13 protein-coding genes are annotated in these 19,999 nt (G+C 61.1%); 7 read left to right on the plus strand and 6 right to left on the minus strand.

From position 1 onward, the window contains the following. Positions 1 to 10 precede the first annotated feature (10 nt). The 3 genes from aceF to msrA all read left to right on the plus strand — a co-directional run bounded on the left by aceF (position 11) and on the right by msrA (position 5,382). Positions 11 to 1,663: a dihydrolipoyllysine-residue acetyltransferase gene (gene aceF, locus FFI16_RS24385; RefSeq protein ID WP_138817162.1), complete on the plus strand. Its 1,653-nt coding sequence runs from the start codon at positions 11 to 13 to the stop codon at positions 1,661 to 1,663. Between the two features lie 305 nt (positions 1,664 to 1,968). After that, positions 1,969 to 4,662 (plus strand): bifunctional diguanylate cyclase/phosphodiesterase, encoded by a 2,694-nt coding sequence (locus tag FFI16_RS24390; RefSeq protein WP_138817163.1) that lies wholly within the window; start codon positions 1,969 to 1,971, stop codon positions 4,660 to 4,662. A gap of 72 nt (positions 4,663 to 4,734) precedes the next feature. Beyond that, entirely contained in the window at positions 4,735 to 5,382 is a 648-nt protein-coding gene (gene msrA, locus FFI16_RS24395) for a peptide-methionine (S)-S-oxide reductase MsrA (protein WP_138817164.1), read from the plus strand. A 138-nt stretch (positions 5,383 to 5,520) separates the two neighbouring features. On the opposite strand, the gene FFI16_RS24400 is transcribed toward msrA, so the two are convergent. Continuing rightward, positions 5,521 to 6,357 (minus strand): 23S rRNA (adenine(2030)-N(6))-methyltransferase RlmJ, encoded by an 837-nt coding sequence (locus FFI16_RS24400; protein ID WP_017138523.1) that lies wholly within the window; start codon positions 6,355 to 6,357, stop codon positions 5,521 to 5,523. A 252-nt stretch (positions 6,358 to 6,609) separates the two neighbouring features. Between FFI16_RS24400 and FFI16_RS24405 the strand changes: the two genes are divergently transcribed. Then, positions 6,610 to 7,887 (plus strand): O-acetylhomoserine aminocarboxypropyltransferase/cysteine synthase family protein, encoded by a 1,278-nt coding sequence (locus FFI16_RS24405; RefSeq protein ID WP_138817165.1) that lies wholly within the window; start codon positions 6,610 to 6,612, stop codon positions 7,885 to 7,887. Here the strand turns inward: FFI16_RS24405 and FFI16_RS24410 are convergent. Both FFI16_RS24410 and FFI16_RS24415 read right to left on the minus strand, forming a co-directional pair. Beyond that, positions 7,873 to 8,598 (minus strand): DUF4123 domain-containing protein, encoded by a 726-nt coding sequence (locus FFI16_RS24410; RefSeq protein WP_138817166.1) that lies wholly within the window; start codon positions 8,596 to 8,598, stop codon positions 7,873 to 7,875. The two genes, FFI16_RS24405 and FFI16_RS24410, sit on opposite strands and share 15 nt — an antisense overlap. Before the next feature lie 15 nt (positions 8,599 to 8,613). Then, positions 8,614 to 10,626 carry a type VI secretion system tip protein VgrG gene (locus tag FFI16_RS24415; protein ID WP_138817167.1) on the minus strand — a complete coding sequence of 671 codons (2,013 nt, stop codon included), beginning with the start codon at positions 10,624 to 10,626 and terminating at the stop codon, positions 8,614 to 8,616. Positions 10,627 to 10,812: 186 nt separating this feature from the next. Here FFI16_RS24415 and FFI16_RS24420 point away from each other — a divergent pair, with 186 nt between their 5' ends. Next, complete coding sequence (locus FFI16_RS24420; protein WP_138817168.1) at positions 10,813 to 11,301, plus strand: DUF2165 family protein; 489 nt, start codon at positions 10,813 to 10,815, stop codon at positions 11,299 to 11,301. A gap of 129 nt (positions 11,302 to 11,430) precedes the next feature. Here the strand turns inward: FFI16_RS24420 and putP are convergent, their stop codons facing one another. After that, positions 11,431 to 12,915, minus strand: a complete 1,485-nt coding sequence (putP, locus tag FFI16_RS24425; protein WP_138817169.1) for a sodium/proline symporter PutP — start codon at positions 12,913 to 12,915, stop codon at positions 11,431 to 11,433. 460 nt (positions 12,916 to 13,375) lie between these two features. On the opposite strand from putP, the gene putA reads away from it, so the two are divergent. Both putA and FFI16_RS24435 read left to right on the plus strand, forming a co-directional pair. Then, positions 13,376 to 17,329 carry a trifunctional transcriptional regulator/proline dehydrogenase/L-glutamate gamma-semialdehyde dehydrogenase gene (gene putA / locus FFI16_RS24430; RefSeq protein WP_138817170.1) on the plus strand — a complete coding sequence of 1,318 codons (3,954 nt, stop codon included), beginning with the start codon at positions 13,376 to 13,378 and terminating at the stop codon, positions 17,327 to 17,329. 214 nt (positions 17,330 to 17,543) lie between these two features. Then, positions 17,544 to 19,346: an acyl-CoA dehydrogenase gene (locus FFI16_RS24435; RefSeq protein WP_138817171.1), complete on the plus strand. Its 1,803-nt coding sequence runs from the start codon at positions 17,544 to 17,546 to the stop codon at positions 19,344 to 19,346. On the opposite strand, the gene FFI16_RS24440 is transcribed toward FFI16_RS24435, so the two are convergent. Next, a complete protein-coding gene (locus tag FFI16_RS24440; RefSeq protein ID WP_017138531.1) occupies positions 19,343 to 19,636 on the minus strand; it encodes a cell division protein ZapA in 294 nt (97 codons plus the stop codon). The genes FFI16_RS24435 and FFI16_RS24440 overlap by 4 nt on opposite strands. Further along, positions 19,633 to 19,863: a hypothetical protein gene (locus FFI16_RS24445; RefSeq protein ID WP_138817172.1), complete on the minus strand. Its 231-nt coding sequence runs from the start codon at positions 19,861 to 19,863 to the stop codon at positions 19,633 to 19,635. Before FFI16_RS24445 ends, FFI16_RS24440 begins: the two co-directional genes overlap by 4 nt. Positions 19,864 to 19,999: the final 136 nt, after the last annotated feature.

The following is a 19,999-nucleotide window of genomic DNA, read 5'->3' on the forward strand; positions in this document are numbered from 1 at the left end:
GAGATTTTTTGTGAGCGAACTCATTCGCGTACCTGACATCGGCAGCGGTGAAGGTGAAGTAATCGAGCTGTTTGTGAAGGTCGGCGACACCGTCGAAGCCGACCAGAGCATCCTGACCCTGGAGTCGGACAAGGCGAGCATGGAAATCCCTGCTCCCAAGGCCGGCGTGGTCAAGAGCCTGAAAGTGAAGCTGGGCGACCGCCTGAAAGAAGGCGACGAACTGCTGGAACTGGAAATCGAAGGTGCCGCTGATGCGGCCCCTGCGCCAGCCCCGGCTGCCGCTGCTGCACCCGCACCTGCTGCTGAAAAACCTGCCGCTGCTGCCGAGGCTGCTCCAGCTCCGGCTGCCGCACCTGCCGCCGCCACTGTTCAGGACATTCATGTTCCGGACATCGGCTCGTCGGGCAAGGCCAAGATCATCGAGCTGCTGGTAAAAGTCGGCGATACCGTCGAAGCCGACCAGTCGCTGATCACCCTGGAGTCCGACAAGGCCTCCATGGAAATCCCTTCGCCGGCTGCCGGCGTTGTGGAAAGCATTGCGGTCAAGCTGGAAGACGAAGTCGGCACCGGTGACTTCATCCTCAAGCTCAAAGTACAAGGCGCCGCACCTGCTGCTGCGCCAGCACCGGCTGCTGCTCCGGCTGCCAAGGCTGAAGCTGCTCCGGCCGCTGCTGCACCTGCCGCACCTGCTGCAAAAGCCGAGGCCGCACCGGCTCCGGCGGCTGCCGCACCTGCGCCAAGCGGTGCCAAGGTTCACGCCGGCCCTGCCGTGCGTCAGCTGGCCCGTGAGTTCGGTGTTGAGCTCAACGCTGTGTCGGCCACTGGCCCGCACGGTCGTGTGCTCAAGGAAGACGTGCAGGTTTACGTCAAGGCCATGATGCAGAAGGCCAAGGAAGCTCCGGCTGCCGGCGCTGCTACGGGCGGCTCGGGCATTCCACCGATTCCGGTCGTGGACTTCAGCCGCTTCGGCGAGACCGAAGAAGTGCCGATGACCCGCCTGATGCAAATCGGCGCGTCGAGCCTGCACCGCAGCTGGTTGAACATCCCGCACGTGACTCAGTTCGACCAGGCCGATATCACCGACCTGGAAGCTTTCCGCGTTGCGCAGAAAGCCGTGGCCGAAAAAGCCGGCGTGAAACTGACTGTGCTGCCACTGCTGCTCAAGGCGTGCGCGCACCTGCTCAAGGAGCTGCCGGACTTCAACAGTTCGCTGGCACCAAGCGGCAAGGCGATCATCCGCAAGAAGTACGTGAACGTAGGTTTCGCGGTGGATACCCCGGACGGCCTGCTGGTTCCTGTGATCAAGAACGTTGATCAGAAGAGCCTGCTGCAACTCGCCGCCGAAGCTGCTGCGCTGGCTGCCAAAGCCCGCGACAAAAAGCTCACCGCCGACGACATGCAAGGCGCGTGCTTCACCATCTCCAGCCTCGGTCACATTGGCGGCACTGGCTTCACGCCAATCGTCAACGCGCCGGAAGTGGCGATCCTGGGTGTGTCCAAGGCCACTATCCAGCCTGTGTGGGACGGTAAAGCGTTCCAACCGAAGCTGATGCTGCCGCTGTCGTTGTCCTACGATCACCGCGTGATCAACGGCGCTGCTGCTGCCCGCTTCACGCAGCGTCTGAGCCAGCTGCTCAACGACATCCGCACCATCTTGCTGTAAGCCTCAACAGGCCTTCCCTTCACAGGGAAGGCTTGGCAGCACCGATTTCCGAGCGCCACGCTCGTACCTCAACCCCGCCACTTGGCGGGGCTTTTTTTGGGTGTTTGTTAAACACGCAAAACAGGTTTGTACACCTTCCATCACCCCGATTGCAGAAATCCCCTTCGCGGCCGATAACACACATATAGCACTTAGCCTTCATCCTCTCTTGTCAGTGCGTGCTGCATGATGCAACCTTGCCGCAGGTGACAGTAAAGAGGGCGTGAGCCCGGCGCCGTGCGCATCTTCCCAAGCGAGTTTCCCCCATGAAAAGCCAACCCGATGTCGCCCGTATGGCGGCCGAGGTAGTGACGCAATTACCGGTGCCTTCGCGCCTCGGTATGCTGCGTTTCGAGCGGCTTAATGAGGCAAGCTGGGCGCTGCTGTATCTGGACCCCAATTGCGAGCGCCAATTCGGCCTGCCGGCGGTGGAACTGTGTGCCTTGATCGGCACCCCTTACGCCAGCCTGATGGAACCCCAGGCGCGCTATCAACTGCACGACACCATCCAGCAGCAACTGGCCCATAGCCCGCATTACCTGGTGCGCTACACCCTGCACACCAACGATGGACCTTTGAGCCTGCTGGAAATGGGCGAGGCGTATAAACAACACAATCGCCACCTGTTGCGCGGCTACCTGATGGTGGTCGACGGACTGTTCAGCGAAATCCCCGCCGCCGCCCCGACCGCCGACCTGGAAAACCAGAACAGTCGCCTGCAGATCGCCCTGGAACTCAACCAGCGTGCCCAGCAGGAACAGCTGCAACACCTTGAACGGGTACGCGCCCAACAGGAGCTGATCCTGCTGCTGGCGCGCCAGCGCTACACCACGCCAAATTCGCTGCAAGAAGCCGCCGAGCTGATCACCCGCAGTGCCTGCGATATCTACCAGATCGACTGCGCCAGCATCTGGAACCTCGAAGGCCAGCGCCTGGTGCCGATCTCGGCCTACCACCGCGACGACCAGCAGCACCACTTGCCCGAAGCGATTGACGCCAGCGGCTTCCCGGATTACCTCGAAGCCCTGCATTCAAGCCGCGCCATCGACGCCACCCACGCGATGCGCGACCCGCGCACCCGGGAAATGGCCGAGAGCCTGCGCGCCAAGGATGTCCACGCCATGCTCGACGCCAGCATCCGCGTGGATGGCCAGGTAGTCGGTGTGTTGTGCCTGGAACAAAGTGGCAGTTCGCGTGCCTGGCAGTCGGATGAAATTGCCTTTGCCGGCGAGCTGGCAGACCAGTTCGCACAAGTGATCAACAACCACAACCGCCGCACCGCCACCAGCGCCCTGCACCTGTTCCAGCGTGCAGTCGAGCAAAGCGCCAACGCCTTTTTGCTGGTCAATTGCGACGGCGTGGTGGAGTACGTCAACCCAAGCTTTACCGCGATCACCCAGTACAGCGCCGAAGAAGTCCACGGCCATCGCCTGGCGCAGCTGCCGGCCCTGGAAAACCTCAGCGAACTGCTGTTCGACGCGCCGTCGAGCCTGGCCAAGAGCAATAGCTGGCAAGGCGAGTTCAAGAGCCGGCGCAAAAACCTGGAACCCTATTGGGGCCAGCTGTCGATCTCCAAGGTGTATGGCGACAACCGTGAGTTGACCCACTACATCGGCATCTACGAAGACATCACCCAGACCAAGCTCGCGCAACAGCGGATCGAGCGCCTGGCCTACACCGACAACCTGACCAACCTGGGCAACCGCCCGGCGTTTATCCGCAACCTTGATGAACGCTTCGCCCGCGACAGCGACAGCCCGATCAGCCTGCTGCTGGTGGACATCGACAACTTCAAGCGGATCAACGACAGCCTCGGCCACCAGACCGGCGACAAACTGCTGATCAGCCTGGCCCGGCGCCTGCGCAACAGCCTGAGTGCCGGCGGCAGCCTGGCGCGTTTTGCCAGTAACGAATTTGCGGTGCTGCTGGACGACACCGACCTTGAGACCGGCCAACAGGTGGCCAGCCAATTGCTGACCACCCTCGACAAGCCGATGTTCGTCGACAACCAGTTGATCAGCGTCACCGGCTCCGTGGGCCTGGCCTGCGCGCCGCTGCACGGCCGCGACCCGCAGACGCTGATGCGTAACGCCGGCTTGGCGCTGCACAAGGCCAAGGCCAACGGCAAACATCAGGTGCAGGTCTTCACCGAGGCGTTGAATGCCGAGGCCAGTTACAAACTGTTCGTGGAAAACAACCTGCGCCGCGCCCTGACTCAAAACGAGCTGGATGTGTTCTACCAGCCCAAACTGTGCCTGCGCAGCGGCCGCTTGCTGGGCATGGAAGCGCTGCTGCGCTGGAACCACCCGGAAAAGGGCATGATCCGCCCCGACCAGTTCATCAGCGTGGCTGAAGAAACCGGGTTGATCATCCCCATCGGCAAATGGATCGCGCGTCAGGCTTGTCGCATGAGCAAGCAGTTGAGCGCAGGCGGCATGGGTAACTTGCAGGTGGCGATCAACCTGTCGCCCAAGCAGTTCTCCGACCCGGACCTGGTGGCGTCGATCGCCACCATCCTCAAGGAAGAACAACTGCCGGCCAACCTGCTGGAGCTGGAGCTGACCGAGGGCTTGCTGCTGGAAGCCACCGAAGACACGCGCCTGCAACTGGACCAGTTGAAGAGCTTCGGCCTGACCCTGGCCATGGACGACTTCGGCACCGGCTACTCGTCGCTGAGCTACCTGAAAAAATTCCCCATCGACATCATCAAGATCGATCGCAGCTTTATCCACGAAATCCCGGACAACCAGGACGACATGGAAATTACCTCGGCGGTTATCGCCATGGCCCACAACCTCAAGCTCAAGGTGGTGGCCGAGGGCATCGAGACGGCCGAACAGCTGGCGTTCCTGCGCCGCCACCGCTGCGATGTGGGCCAGGGCTACCTGTTCGACCGGCCGATCCCCGGCGCAGAGCTGCTGGAAAAGCTTAAACGCTACCCCCGCGGGCCAATCGCCTGACAGCGCTGTAACACTCGGGCACACTGGCTGTCTGTCTTATTACATAACTCAATCTGACTGAGAGGACTGATCATGGCCTTGCGCTCGGAAATTCTGGTGAACAAAAACGTGCTGCCGACTCAAGAACAAGCTTTGCCTGGCCGTGAAACGCCGATGACCCTGCCGGAAACTCACTTCGTCAACGGCAACCCACTGCTGGGCCCCTTTGTCGACAACGTAGAGTTCGCGATCTTCGGCCTCGGTTGCTTCTGGGGTGCCGAACGGCGGTTCTGGCAGCGCGACGGCGTGGTCAGCACCGTGGTCGGTTACGCCGGCGGCTACACGCCGAACCCGACCTACGAAGAAGTCTGCTCGGGCCTCACCGGCCACAGCGAAGTGGTACTGGTAGTGTTTGACCAAGACAAAATCAGCTATGAAGAACTGCTGAAAATGTTCTGGGAATTGCACAACCCGACCCAGGGCATGCGCCAGGGCAACGACATCGGCACTCAATACCGTTCGGTAATCTACGCGGTGAAACCTGAGCATCTGGAGGCGGCCAAGGCCAGCGCCAATGCCTATCAGGCTGAATTGACCAAGGCGGGCCTGGGTGTGATCACCACGGAAATCGAAGAAGCCCCGACGGTGTATTTCGCCGAGGCGTATCACCAGCAGTACCTGGCGAAGAACCCGCAAGGCTATTGCGGGATCGGCGGTACAGGCGTGACCTGCCCGATCTAAGCACAGCGCAGATCAAAAAATGTGGGAGCGGGCTTGCTCGCGAATCCGGTGGGTCAGTCAACACATGTGTGACTGATGTACCGCATTCGCGAGCAAGCCCGCTCCCACATTTGGTTTTGTGTTTGGCTTGAGAGCTAATTACTCAGCGATAAGCCAATCCATCTGCCACCCACCCTGGGTCTGGCCAAGTTTTTTGGACAGCCACGGCAGCAGCTCACGCAACTCTTCCTCCAGGCCCCACGGCGGGTTGGCAATCGCCAGGCCTGAGCCGGTCAGGGTGTTGGGCGTGTCCAACGGATGCACCAGCAATTCCACGCGCAGCAACTTCGGCGCGCCGGTGCCGGCCAGGTCCTGGTAGAAACGACGCAACATGCGCTGGTCTTTTACCGGGTACCAGATCGCCGCGACCGTCTGGCGCATGCGGCTGACCGCTTCCTTGAGGGACGCCGCGCAGCGCTGCATTTCATCGAGTTGTTCAAACGGCGGATCGATCAGCATCAACGCGCGTTTTTCCGGCACCGGCAGCAAGGCACGTGGCACATGCCAGCCTTCGCCCAAGTGCACTTTGACCCGGCGATCGCCCTTCATGTTGTCCTTGAGCAGTACGCCGTCTTCCGGGTGCTTCTCATTGAGCAATACACGGTCCTGGGGCCGCGTGAGGCGGCGCGCCAGCTCCGGCGAGCCGGGGTAGTAGCGCAACTGGCCGTCCGGGTTCATCTCGTGCAGCACGCGCATGTAGTCGGCGGTGAGGGGCGGCAGGTCGCTTTCGCCCCACAGCCGCGCAATGCCTTCCAGGTATTCGCCGGTGCGGTTGGCCTGGTCGCCCTGCAAGTCGTACAGGCCAATCCCGGCGTGGGTGTCGAGGTAGGCGAACGGCTGCTCCTTGCGCGACATCAGGGCGATGAGGCGGGTCAAGGTCAGGTGTTTGAAGACATCGGCGTGGTTGCCGGCGTGAAAGGCGTGACGATAATTCATGGTTGCTCCTGCGCAGGGGGCGAAGTTTACCTTCTACGGCGGCAAAGGTGCAGGGCTGCGTGTCGGGCGGGGCTTATGTCACAAAGGCAGGCACACCACCGAAAACAGTCTAATCCCACCTGTGGGAGCGGGCTTGCCCGCGATGCAGGCGACGCGGTATTACCCTTACACCGCGGTGATGCTATCGCAGGCAAGCCAGCTCCCACATTGCCTTGGGGGCAACTCTGGAATCCAAGGAGGTCAACCCGCATCATGAAAGACGCCACCATTGCATTGCACCACGGCTTCAAGTCGGACCCGACCACCAAGGCCGTCGCCGTGCCGATCTACCAGAACGTCGCCTTCGAGTTCGATAACGCCCAGCATGGCGCCGACCTGTTCAACCTGGACGTGCCAGGCAACATCTACACACGCATCATGAACCCCACCAACGACGTGCTGGAGCAGCGCATCGCTGCCCTCGAAGGCGGTATCGCCGCCCTGGCCGTGTCGGCCGGCAGCGCGGCGATTCACTATGCGATCCAGACCCTGACCCGAGCGGGCGACAATATCGTCACCACGCCGCAGCTTTACGGCGGCACCTACACCCTGTTCGCCCACCTGCTGCCAAGCTTTGGCGTCGACGTGCGCTTCGCCCGCGACGATTCTGCCCAAGCCATCGCCGAACTGATCGACGACAACACTAAGCTGGTCTACTGCGAAAGCATCGGCAACCCGGCAGGCAATATCATCGACATTCAAGCCCTGGCCGATGTCGCCCATGCGCGCGGCGTACCGCTGATGGTGGATAACACCGTGGCCACGCCGATCCTGTGCAAGCCGATACAGTTCGGCGCCGACATCGTGGTGCATTCGGTCACCAAATACGTGGGCGGCCATGGCAACTCCCTGGGCGGCGTGATCGTCGACAGCGGCACCTTCCCCTGGACCCAAAACCCGCAAAAATTCCCCGGCCTCAACCAACCGGAGCCGGCCTATCACGGCGTGGTCTACACGGAAAAGTTCGGCCCGGCCGCCTTCATCGCCCGCGCCCGCACCGTGCCATTACGCAACACCGGTGCGGCGCTGGCGCCCATGAATGCGTTCTTGTTGCTGCAAGGCCTGGAAACCCTGGCCTTGCGCATGGAGCGCCATACCGAAAACGCGCTGAAGGTTGCGCAATTCCTGCAAGGCCACGCCGAGGTGGAATGGGTCAGCTACGCCGGGCTGCCGGACCACCCGCACCACGCCCTGGCGCAGAAATACATGCAGGGCAAACCCTCGGCGATCCTGTCATTCGGCTTGAAGGGCGGCTATGACGCGGGCGTGCGCTTCTACGATGCCCTGCAAATCTTCAAGCGGTTGGTGAATATTGGCGATGCCAAATCCCTGGCCTGCCACCCCGCGTCCACCACTCACCGGCAGATGAACGAGCAGGAACAGGCCAAGGCCGGCGTAAAGCCGGAGATGATTCGCCTGTCGGTCGGCATCGAGGCGATTGAAGACCTGATCGAGGACTTGCAGCAGGCCCTGGCTTCAACTCAACTCTGAAGCAAGATAATCCGCCAGCGCTTGAACACTGATATCAGGTCTGCGCGAACAGTAGGCGACCTTGTGCCGCAAGGTCGCAGGCGTAAACGCGGTGTAGAGGTCCGGGCGTTGTTCTTCGAGCCATTGCAGCAGGTTGCCGATCAGCAACTGCGGCGATTGCTCTGCCAAGTGTTCAAGCAGCGATGCCGGCACTTGCCACCATGGGCTGGCCTTGGCCGCAGTGGCCGGGCCGGTGCTGATGGCCAGCGGCTGGCCATTGATCAGGTAGCGCTGAAACACCGGCAACACGCGTCCCGCCTCGTCGCCCAGCTTCTGCAAAATGGGCAGCCATTGAGCGCCATCCCAAAAGCGTAAAAACACTGCCTGCTCATCCGGCAACAGCACTTTGGTCAAGCCTTGCAGGTGCGCAGCCACCGCCTCTGGCGGGCTGGACGAGACCGCGAGCCAACCCCAGTCCGTTGCCTCGGCGCTGGCGACCCAACCCAGGAAGGCACTGCCCGGCTCAACAATGCCCACATAAGGCATAACACCCTCCCAATCGGCATAAGCCGTGCCTGCCCAGGTTGATTGCAGCAGTTTCTCCGGTGCCAGGGTTTGCCACGCCTTAAGCGGCCTGGCTTCGCTGGCGCTGCCCAGCACCGCGTAGAGGTGTTCCTCGGGCTGTAGCGGCCACTGTGCAAGCCAGGCGCTGGGAACCATGGACTGAAGCATCGGGGTAAATTCCTTTTAAGGTTTAGGGTGTCCGGGGATATCACATTGGTCGTTCTTGCAGCGCTCACATTCTTCGCAAAACGGCGCACTGCGCTTAAGGCTCGCAATCTGTACGCGGCTGAGCGGTGCCGGGATAACCGCTGACAATTTTTCGGTAATACCCGGTATCAGCGGCGTCGGCACGGCAGCAGGCGCACAGCCAATCTGGATCGGCACACTGCTGAAAATCCCGGCGGCCGACAGCGTGATCGACTGCCCCCCAGCCTGGATCGTCACGCTGGCGCCCGCATCAATGACCACACTTTGCCCGGCGCCGATCTGGATGGTCCGCCCGGCACGCACCTGCTGCGAGCCACCGACGACCAGATGATCATCCTGCTTGAGTTCAGTCAGGCGATTGCCATGGGTGATGCGCTGCTCTTCCCCCAACAGCTCATGGTGCGACTCGCCACCCACCTTGAGCCGACGCTGGTTATCCACCTGTACGTGCTGGTCATGCAACACATGCTCGGTCCAATCGCGCTGAGCGCGCAGGTAAATCTCCTCGGCGCCCTTACGATCGTCGATGCGCAGCTCGTTGTAACCGCCACCGCCCGGAGTGCTTTGGCTGCGAAAGACGCTGCGGGCCTGGTCCGCCGGTAGATCCAGCGGCAGCAGGTTTGCCGCGTTGGGCAGGCAGCCCATCACCAGCGGCATATCAACGTCGCCGTTGACGAAGCCCACCAGCACCTCCATGCCCACCCTCGGGATCAGCACCGCACCATAACGGTCATGCGCCCAGCCGCTGGCGACCCGCAGCCAGCAACTGGAGTGCTCGTCGTGTTCACCGTCGCGGTCCCAGGCCATCTGCACTTTGACGCGACCATATTCGTCGCAATGGATCTCAGTGTCGGCAGGCCCGGTGACCACGGCGTTCTGGTAGCCCGATATATGGGGTCGAGGCACTATCAGCGGCGTTCGAAACGGCACATCCCAAGGTGTTACGACAAACTCATTGCGGTAGCCGGGGGAGACGCCATCGTCGTAGGTGTCCGGCGCAGACTCCTCAAGGACCTGAGGCTGCTGCCCGCAATGGTGCAACTGGGTAACCAGCCACAAGTTATTCCATTCCTGGCGAGGGTGCCCGGTCATCTTCAGGAACTGCCCAGTGGACAAGGCTGGCTGGTCGCTATTACCGCTGGCTTGGCGAAAGTCACTGCGATGACGCTCAAGCAGCCGTTGCGCCAGGTACTTGCCATGGGTTCGATCAGTGAAGTGCCCAGGATAGTACTGCTCATTCAGCGCAGGCTGTTGCCCGCTGGACGCCATGCTTTCCAGGACCAGGCTGGGCTTTTTGAAGTCGTAATCGCGCCCGCTCACACCGGTGGTGCGGGTCTCCAACCGCAGGATGAAATGCTTGATCGCAGGGGTGCCGGCAACCAGTGCCGAACCGGCTGAATACGAGGTGGCTTGAGCTGGCTGGGTAAAGACGCTTTGGTCGTCGCCAAACATCAATAGGTGGCGCTCGGGGCTGTGCTGAAAGTGATAGTGAATGCCCGACTCGACGCACAAGCGCTGAATGAATGCCAGGTCGGTTTCGCCGAACTGAACACAGTACTCACGCTCGGGGTATTGCCCGCTCAGCTGAAATGCAAAGGCATCACCCTGGATCCCTTGAGCCTCCAGCACCCGCGCAATGATCTGCGGCACGGTTTTTTTCTGAAAGATCCGCTGGTGCGTGCTGTGTTCCAGGTAAGCCAACTGCGGCACCAAGGTGATCTGGTAACGGGTCAGGCGCTTGCCCGAGTCGCCTTGCGCCACCCGGCACACCTGGCCATGAATGCCGTGCCCTTGCGAATCAAACCCCAGGAAAGCCTGACGGTGCAGGAGGCTATCGAGGTCCAGGTCGGGCTGTTCGCTCACCAACTCAAGGTCAAAACGAAAAGGCAGGCTGATAAATTCATCGCCCGTGAACCCACGAACCTTGAGCTCACTGGGCTGCCCATCGAGGGTCAGGTTAAAGGCACTTTGATTGGCAAGAGCGAACATCCGGTGTTTCTCTGCGAGGGCTGGGCGAGGGATTCTGCACCAGCTTTTCGCCCACCAGAGCACACCACAGGCAAATCAGTAAGCTCCTACACTCCGGGTGCCCGATTCTTCATGTATCTGGCGTCGAAGGCGCACCAAGGCCGTGCTAGCGTTATAGCTCCCCCTCAACGGCTCACTGGAAAAAGCATGACCACCCGCTACGCAAAAATCATCCTGACCCTTGCCCTGGCGGCCTTCGCCACCTTGGTTGCGTTCAACAACATCACGGACTACGGCTCCAACTTCGCCTTCGTCCAACACGTGTTGAGCATGGACACCACCTTCCCGAACAACGCCGCCATGTACCGGGCGATCACTACCCCATGGATGTGGCATGCGGCCTACGCGCTGATCATCCTCGGCGAAGCGCTCACCGCCGTGCTGCTGGCGCGTGGCGCACTGTCGCTGTGGCGTGCGCGGCACGCGGGCGGCGCCGAATTCAACCGCGCAAAGGCAAGCGCAACCGCCGGCCTGACCCTCGGCTTTGTGGTGTGGTTCTTTGGTTTTATGGTGGTGGGCGGTGAGTGGTTTCTGATGTGGCAGTCCCATCAGTGGAATGGCCAGGAAGCGGCATTCAAGTTCTACATGGCGATTCTGGGTGTGCTGATTTTTCTCAATCAGCCTGAGGCTGGCTGAACTGACAGCGGGACGCGGAGCGTCCGGGGTGACATTCCCACGCAGAGCGTGGGAACGATAAAAAAAGGCCCGCCATCCTAAGGACGCGGGCCTTTTTTCTAACGCAATTGGCGCTTAACGCCCAGCGAGTTACTTGTTGAGGTTGTAGTCTTTTTCCGCCGCATCAAAACGCTCGACCATACCCGCAGTCGGTGCGCCCATCTTGCTCACGAAATAGATCGCCAGGCTGGCGAAGATAAAGCCCGGGATGATTTCGTACAGGCCCAGCAGGTTGAAGTGCTTCCACACGATCACGGTAATCGCGCCGACCAGAATACCGGCCAGTGCGCCGTTGCGGGTCATGCCTTTCCAGATCACCGAGATCAGCACCACTGGGCCAAACGCAGCGCCGAAGCCGGCCCAGGCGTAGCTCACCAGGCCCAGTACGCGGTTTTCCGGGTTGGCGGCCATGGCGATGGCGATCAGGGCCACCAACAGCACCATCAGGCGACCGACCCATACCAGCTCAAGCTGGGAGGCATTCTTGCGCAGGAAAGCTTTGTAGAAGTCTTCGGTCAGGGCACTGGAGCACACCAGCAACTGGCAGCTCAGGGTACTCATCACCGCCGCCAGAATGGCCGACAGCAGAACCCCGGCAATCCAAGGGTTGAACAGGATTTTAGCCAGCTCGATAAACACGCGCTCAGGGTTCTCGGTCACAGGGCCTGCCACTTCCGGATGCGCGGAGAAGTAAGCAATACCGAAGAAGCCCACAGCCACGGTGCCGGCCAGGCACAGAATCATCCAGGTCATGGAGATACGACGCGCCTTGGCAATCGACTTCACCGAATCCGCCGCCATGAAACGCGCGAGGATGTGCGGTTGGCCGAAGTAGCCCAGGCCCCAGCCCATCAACGAAATAACGCCGATGAACGTGGTGTTTTTAAGCATATCGAAACTGGTCGGGTCCTTGGCTTCGATCGCCAGGAACGTGGTGTCCACACCGCCGGTGGCCAACAGCACGATGATCGGCGTGAGGATCAGCGCGAAGATCATCAATGTGGCTTGTACGGTATCTGTCCAGCTCACCGCCAGGAAACCACCGATGAAGGTGTAGGCAATCGTCGCCGCAGCGCCGGCCCACAGTGCGGTCTCGTAAGACATGCCGAAGGTGCTTTCAAACAGACGGGCACCGGCCACGATGCCGGAAGCGCAGTAGATGGTGAAGAACACCAGGATCACCACCGCCGAGATAATCCGCAGCAGGCCGCTTTTATCTTCGAAACGGCTGGAGAAGTAATCCGGCAGCGTGAGGGCGTCACCGTTGTGCTCGGTCTGCACCCGCAGGCGACCGGCGACAAACAGCCAGTTGAGGTAGGCACCGACGATCAGGCCAATGGCAATCCAGCTTTCCGACAGGCCGGACATGTAGATCGCGCCCGGCAAGCCCATCAACAGCCAGCCGCTCATGTCCGAAGCGCCGGCCGATAGAGCCGTGACCACGCTACCGAGGCTGCGACCGCCGAGGATGTAATCAGAAAGGTTGTTGGTGGAGCGATAGGCCATCAAGCCGATCAGCACCATTGCTGCGATGTAGATCACGAATGTGATCAGGGTTGGATTGCTAACGCTCATAGGAGTGACGCCCTGGCTTTGTTTTTATGTAGCAGCGGTCTGGCAGACGGCCACCCATTGGTAACGGGTAGACGAAACGGCGAGCCGCGCATTTATGACTGACGTTTCCCCAGGAAAGCCGCCAGCCGATGAACCGCCCCTTGCGAGTGGTTGCACCTTGGGCGCGAATGCTATTCAACAAAGTAAATAAGGTGCAACCAGTTTCTTGAGAATAAGTTGCACCTCAGGGTGTTTTCGCGGAAATACCGCTTTTTTGCTCCTTTTCGGAGCAAGAACAGCCGATCTCAGAAGCAAATGCACCAAGACACAGCGCATTTTGTCGTGGGCCGAAATTTTTCCCGATCACGATCGAAAAATTCCTGAACAATTTGGGTTGCACCCGGTTGCACCTCTGCATGCGCAAAGCTAATCTTGCCGCCAGCAGATGCCACTCGGTAGTGGCACCCATGAGGATAAAAAGATGGCAACGACCACCCTTGGGGTCAAACTCGACGACCCGACCCGCGAACGCCTCAAGGCGGCCGCGACCTCCATTGATCGCACGCCGCACTGGCTGATCAAGCAGGCGATTTTCAATTACCTGGAGAAACTCGAGGGTGGTGCAACCCTGACCGAGCTCAATGGCTCGGGCAGCAAGGACGCTGAAGACGCTGGCGAAGTGCAGCCGGACCACGCCCACCAGTGCTTCCTGGAGTTTGCCGAAAGCATCCTGCCGCAATCGGTATTGCGCGCCTCGATCACCGCCGCTTACCGCCGCCCGGAGCCGGAAGTGGTGCCGATGCTGATCGAGCAGGCCCGCCTGCCGCAGCCAATGGCCGAGGCCACCAACAAGCTGGCCGCCTCGATTGCCGAAAAACTGCGCAACCAAAAGAGCGCTGGCGGCCGTGCCGGGATTGTTCAGGGCCTGCTGCAAGAATTTTCCCTGTCGTCCCAGGAAGGCGTGGCGCTGATGTGCCTGGCCGAAGCGCTGTTGCGCATCCCGGACAAGGGCACCCGCGACGCACTGATCCGCGACAAGATCAGCACCGGCAACTGGCACCCGCACTTGGGCAACAGCCCGTCGCTGTTCGTTAACGCCGCCACCTGGGGCCTGTTGCTGACCGGCAAACTGGTCGCCACCCATAACGAAGCGGGCTTGACCTCGTCCCTGAGCCGCATTATCGGCAAGAGCGGCGAGCCGATGATCCGCAAGGGCGTGGACATGGCCATGCGCCTGATGGGCGAACAGTTCGTTACCGGCGAAACCATTGCCGAAGCCCTGGCCAATGCGAGCAAGTTCGAAGCCAAGGGTTTCCGCTATTCCTACGACATGCTCGGTGAAGCTGCGCTGACCGAACACGACGCCCAGAAGTACCTGGCCTCGTACGAACAAGCCATTCACTCCATCGGCAAAGCTTCTCACGGCCGTGGGATTTATGAAGGCCCGGGCATCTCCATCAAGCTCTCGGCACTGCACCCGCGTTACAGCCGTGCGCAGTACGAGCGCGTGATGGACGAGTTGTACCCGCGCCTGCTGTCGCTGACCTTGCTGGCCAAGCACTACGACATTGGCCTCAACATCGACGCCGAAGAAGCCGACCGCCTGGAGCTGTCGCTCGACCTGCTCGAGCGCCTGTGCTTCGAGCCGCAACTGACCGGCTGGAACGGCATCGGTTTCGTCATCCAGGCGTACCAGAAACGTTGCCCGTATGTGATCGACTACGTCATTGACCTGGCGCGCCGCAGCCGCCATCGCCTGATGATCCGCCTGGTAAAAGGCGCGTACTGGGACAGCGAAATCAAGCGCGCCCAGGTCGAAGGCCTGGAAGGCTACCCGGTGTACACCCGCAAGGTGTACACCGACGTTTCCTACATTGCCTGCGCACGCAAACTGCTGTCGGTGCCGGAAGTCATCTACCCGCAGTTCGCCACGCACAACGCCCACACGCTGTCGGCCATCTACCATATCGCCGGTCAGAACTATTACCCTGGCCAGTACGAGTTCCAGTGTCTGCACGGCATGGGTGAACCGCTGTACGAGCAGGTTGTAGGCAAAGTTTCCGATGGCAAGCTGAACCGTCCGTGCCGCGTGTACGCACCGGTCGGCACCCACGAAACACTGCTGGCTTATCTGGTACGTCGCCTGCTGGAAAACGGCGCCAACACTTCATTCGTCAACCGCATTGCCGACCACACCATCTCGATTCAGGAGCTGGTGGCCGACCCGGTGGCCAACATCGAGCAGATGGCCACGCTGGAAGGCGGCTTCGGCCTGCCGCACCCGCGTATCCCGCTGCCGCGTGACCTGTATGGCAGCGACCGCGCCAACTCGGCCGGTATCGACCTGGCCAACGAACACCGCTTGGCATCGCTGTCTTGCGCCTTGCTGGCAAGCGCGCACAACGATTGGAAAGCCACGCCGATGCTGGGCTGCGCTTCCAGTAATGAAGCCGCTGCACCGGTGCTGAACCCGTCCGACCTGCGTGACGTGGTCGGCCACGTGCAAGAAGCCACGGTTGAAGACGTCGACAATGCGATCCAGTGCGCGATCAACGCCGGCCCGATCTGGCAGGCCACCCCGCCCGCCGAACGCGCCGCCATACTGGAGCGCGCTGCCGACTTGATGGAAGGCGAGATCCAGCCGCTGATGGGCCTGCTGGCCCGTGAAGCCGGCAAGACCTTCGCCAACGCCATCGCCGAAGTGCGTGAAGCCGTGGACTTCCTGCGCTACTACGCGGTACAGGCGCGCAACGATTTCACCAACGATGCCCACCGCCCATTGGGCCCAGTGGTCTGCATCAGCCCGTGGAACTTCCCGCTGGCAATCTTCAGCGGTCAAGTTGCTGCGGCACTGGCTGCCGGTAACCCGGTACTGGCCAAACCGGCCGAACAAACCCCGCTGGTGGCGGCACAAGCCGTGCGTATCCTGCTCGAAGCCGGTATCCCGGAAGGCGTGCTGCAACTGCTGCCAGGCCAGGGCGAAACCGTCGGTGCCCGCCTGGTCGGTGATGATCGCGTCAAAGGCGTGATGTTCACCGGTTCCACCGAGGTGGCGCGCCTGCTGCAACGCAATGTCGCCGGGCGCCTGGATGCCCAGGGCCGCCCGATCCCGCTGATCGCCGAAACCGGCGGCCAGAACGCGATGATCGTCGACTCTTCGGCACTCACCGAACAAGTGGTGATCGACGTCGTTTCCTCGGCTTTCGACAGCGCCGGCCAGCGTTGCTCGGCCCTGCGCGTACTGTGCCTGCAGGAAGATTCGGCAGATCGCGTGATCGAAATGCTCAAGGGCGCCATGGCTGAATGCCGCCTGGGCAACCCGGAGCGCTTGTCGGTGGATATCGGCCCGGTGATCGACGCCGAAGCCAAGGCTGGCATCGAGAAACACATCCAGGCCATGCGCGACAAAGGCCGCAACGTGTACCAGGTGGCAATCGCCGACGGCGAAGAGATCAAGCGCGGCACCTTCGTGATGCCAACCCTGATCGAGCTGGAAAGCTTCGACGAACTGCAACGCGAGATCTTCGGCCCGGTACTGCACGTGGTGCGCTACAAGCGCAAAGAGATCGACCAGCTTATCGCACAGATCAATGCCTCCGGCTACGGCCTGACCCTGGGCGTACACACGCGCATCGACGAGACCATCGCCAAGGTGATCGACAACGTGCATGCCGGTAACGTCTATGTGAACCGCAACATCGTTGGTGCCGTGGTCGGCGTGCAGCCGTTCGGCGGCGAAGGTTTGTCGGGCACTGGCCCGAAAGCGGGCGGCCCGCTGTACCTGTACCGCCTGCTGTCGACGCGCCCTACGGATGCCATCGAGCAATCCTTCGTGCGTGGCGACAAGCTGGCTGCACCGGACGTGCGTCTGCGTGATGCCATGAGCCAACCGCTGACCGCCCTCAAAACCTGGGCCGACAGCAATAAGTTCAGCGACCTGAGCGCCCTGTGCAGCCAGTTCGCCGCGCAATCGCAAAGCGGTATCACCCGCCAACTGGCCGGCCCGACCGGCGAGCGCAACAGCTACGCCATCCTGCCCCGCGAGCACGTGTTGTGCCTGGCGGAAGTGGAAGGCGACTTGCTGACGCAACTGGCGGCGGTACTGGCTGTTGGCGGTTCGGCGGTATGGCCGGAAACTGACTTGACCAAAGCCTTGTTCCCACGCCTGTCGCGGGAAGTTCAGGCGAAGATCAAGCGTGTGGCTGACTGGACCAAGGACGAGGTGGTGTTCGACGCGGTCGTGCACCACGGCGATTCCGACCAACTGCGTGCGGTGTGCCAGCAAGTGGCGCAGCGCGGTGGCGCGATTGTTGGGGTGCATGGTTTGTCGCAGGGTGAAACGGCGATTGCGCTGGAGCGCCTGGTGATCGAGCGGGCATTGAGCGTTAACACGGCTGCGGCGGGTGGTAATGCGAGCCTGATGACTATCGGTTAACGCATGTGGGAGCGGGCTTGCTCGCGAATGCGCAGTGTCAGTCACCAGATGTACTGACTGATCCACCGCATTCGCGAGCAAGCCCGCTCCCACATTTGATCGCATTCACAACGCCCTTCTCGCGTTCTGCTCCTCCATCACGCAAATCAATCTTGCTATCCAGCCTCTATTCGCGCACTTAGACTCAGGCGATTCCCTTCAAAGGTATGCCGACATGTCCGAGACGCTGCTCAGTTCCCGCAATCTGGCTTTCGAGCTGTACGAAGTCCTCGATGCCGAGGGCCTGACCCAGCGCGAGCGGTTTGCCGAACACAACCGCGAAACCTTCGATGCCGCCATCAGCACGGCGCGTAGCATTGCCGAGAAGTACTTCGCGCCGCACAACCGCAAAAACGACGAAAACGAACCGCGCTATGAAGACGGCCAGGCAATCCTGATCCCGGAAGTCAAACCCGCCGTGGACGCTTTTCTGGAAGCAGGCTTTCTCAACGCTGCCCGCAGTTTCGAAGCCGGTGGCATGCAGCTGCCTACCCTGCTCTCCCAAGCCTGTTTCGCGCATTTTCAGTCAGCCAACGCGGCTTCAACGTCCTACCCGTTTCTGACCATGGGCGCCGCCAACCTCATCGAAAGCTTCGGCACCGAGGAACAAAAACAGCGTTTCCTGCAGCCGATGATCGAAGGCCGCTTTTTCGGCACCATGGCCCTTACCGAGCCGCATGCCGGGTCGTCGCTGTCGGATATTCGTACCCGCGCAGAGCCGGCGTCCGACGGCACGTATCGGCTCAAGGGCAACAAGATCTTCATCTCCGGCGGCGACCACCCGCTGTCGGAAAACATCGTGCACATGGTGCTGGCCAAGCTGCCGGATGCGCCGCCTGGGGTGAAGGGCATTTCGCTGTTTATCGTGCCCAAATTCCTGGTCAATGAGGATGGCAGCCTGGGCGCACGCAATGACGTGCTGCTGGCCGGGCTGTTCCACAAGATGGGCTGGCGTGGCACTACGTCCACGGCGCTTAACTTCGGCGATAACGGCAACTGTGTCGGCTATCTGGTGGGCAAACCGCACCAGGGCTTGAGCTGCATGTTCCAGATGATGAACGAGGCGCGCATCGGCGTGGGCATGGGCGCGGTGATGCTGGGTTACGCCGGCTACCTCTATTCCCTGGAATACGCCCGCGAACGCCCGCAAGGTCGCCTGCCCGACAGCAAAGACCCGAGCACCGCACCGGTTTCGATCATCCAGCACGCCGATATCAAGCGCATGCTGCTGACCCAGAAAGCCTATGTAGAAGGCGCCTTTGACCTGGGCCTGTACGCGGCCCGGTTGTTTGACGACACCACCACGCTGGGAACCGAAGCCGAGCGCAAGCACGCCCACGAACTGCTCGACCTGCTCACGCCCATCGTCAAGTCCTGGCCATCGGAGTTCTGCCTCAAGGCCAACGAACTGGCGATCCAGATCCTCGGCGGCCACGGCTACACCCGCGAATACCCGGTGGAGCAGTACTACCGCGACAACCGCCTGAACCCGATACACGAAGGCACCCACGGCATTCAGTCCCTGGATTTGCTCGGGCGCAAGCTCGCGCAAAACGGCGGCGCGGGCTTGAAACAACTGATCCGCCTGATCGCCGAAACCGGCGCTCGGGCTCAGGAATACGCCTCACTGACCGCCCTGCGCGAACCGCTGGAGCAATTGGTCAGCCGCCTGCAAAGCGTGACGATTGGCCTGCTGACGGATCTCGCCCACGGCAAGGTCAACAGCAGCCTGGCAAACTCGGCGCTGTACTTGAAGGTGTTCGGGCACACGGTAATTGGCTGGCGCTGGCTGGAACAGGCGATTCGCGCCGAGGAAGGTTTGGCCAAGGGCAATGCGGCCGATGTGGCCTTTTACAAAGGCAAGCTCCAGGCCGCCCGGTACTTCCTGACCTGGGAAGTACCGAGCTGCCATCATGAACTGGCGATTCTGGAGGCACGCGATGACACGTGCCTGGGCATGCAGGACGCGTGGTTCTAAGGCGTTCCGATCGCCTTGGAAATCACTTCGACCGTGGCGCTGACTTGCTCTTGGTAACGGTCGAGTTCCTGCTGGTGATGCTTTTGCATGTCGATCTGCTCGGCGCACAGGTTCAGCGCGGCCAGTACCAATAATTTGTCACCGATCAGGGTCGGGTACTTTTTCTTGGTGGTGGCCAGGGAAGCCTTGAGCATGGTCACGGCGTGCATCAGGGTTTGATCTTCCCCTTGCGGCGCCTTGATCGAGTAATCCTCTCCGAGAATCGAAACGACCTTTATCCCTTCATTCATGCGCCGACAGGCCCTGCGCTCACACGCTCAACCAGCGCCTGGATACGCGCGGCGGTGGCGCCGTGCTTTTCTTCCTGTTCCATCAAGTTCAGTTGCAGGCTGTCGTTCTCGTCCTTGGCGCGGGCCAGTTCCGCCTTCAGGGATTCATTGCTGCCGAGCAGGTCCTGGTTTTGTTGTACGAGGTCAGTGACCAGCTGTTCCAGCTGGCTGAGGGATGCTTCTAACATTTTGATTTCTCGGGCTTTTTCAAAGGGCGGTGACGATAAAGAAAATTCACCTCGGATGCCAGGGTTATCCCCGGCTGGCAGCCCGATTTTTAAGGGCCGGGCCGCACTTTCGAGCCTTAGTGACTGCATTTACCCG

The organism is Pseudomonas sp. KBS0710 (genome assembly GCF_005938045.2).
In the GTDB taxonomy this organism is placed as follows: Bacteria; Pseudomonadota; Gammaproteobacteria; order Pseudomonadales; family Pseudomonadaceae; genus Aquipseudomonas.

What these genes read in the sequence shown, in the direction of transcription:
- FFI16_RS24440 (WP_017138531.1), bottom strand. Translation starts at nt 19,636, where the DNA reads ATGAATGAAGGGATAAAGGTCGTTTCGATTCTCGGAGAGGATTACTCG.
- putP (WP_138817169.1), bottom strand. Translation starts at nt 12,915, where the DNA reads ATGAGCGTTAGCAATCCAACCCTGATCACATTCGTGATCTACATCGCA.
- FFI16_RS24400 (WP_017138523.1), bottom strand. Translation starts at nt 6,357, where the DNA reads ATGAATTATCGTCACGCCTTTCACGCCGGCAACCACGCCGATGTCTTC.
- FFI16_RS24420 (WP_138817168.1), top strand. Translation starts at nt 10,813, where the DNA reads ATGACCACCCGCTACGCAAAAATCATCCTGACCCTTGCCCTGGCGGCC.
- putA (WP_138817170.1), top strand. Translation starts at nt 13,376, where the DNA reads ATGGCAACGACCACCCTTGGGGTCAAACTCGACGACCCGACCCGCGAA.
- msrA (WP_138817164.1), top strand. Translation starts at nt 4,735, where the DNA reads ATGGCCTTGCGCTCGGAAATTCTGGTGAACAAAAACGTGCTGCCGACT.
- FFI16_RS24390 (WP_138817163.1), top strand. Translation starts at nt 1,969, where the DNA reads ATGAAAAGCCAACCCGATGTCGCCCGTATGGCGGCCGAGGTAGTGACG.
- FFI16_RS24445 (WP_138817172.1), bottom strand. Translation starts at nt 19,863, where the DNA reads ATGTTAGAAGCATCCCTCAGCCAGCTGGAACAGCTGGTCACTGACCTC.
- FFI16_RS24410 (WP_138817166.1), bottom strand. Translation starts at nt 8,598, where the DNA reads ATGCTTCAGTCCATGGTTCCCAGCGCCTGGCTTGCACAGTGGCCGCTA.
- FFI16_RS24415 (WP_138817167.1), bottom strand. Translation starts at nt 10,626, where the DNA reads ATGTTCGCTCTTGCCAATCAAAGTGCCTTTAACCTGACCCTCGATGGG.
- FFI16_RS24435 (WP_138817171.1), top strand. Translation starts at nt 17,544, where the DNA reads ATGTCCGAGACGCTGCTCAGTTCCCGCAATCTGGCTTTCGAGCTGTAC.
- FFI16_RS24405 (WP_138817165.1), top strand. Translation starts at nt 6,610, where the DNA reads ATGAAAGACGCCACCATTGCATTGCACCACGGCTTCAAGTCGGACCCG.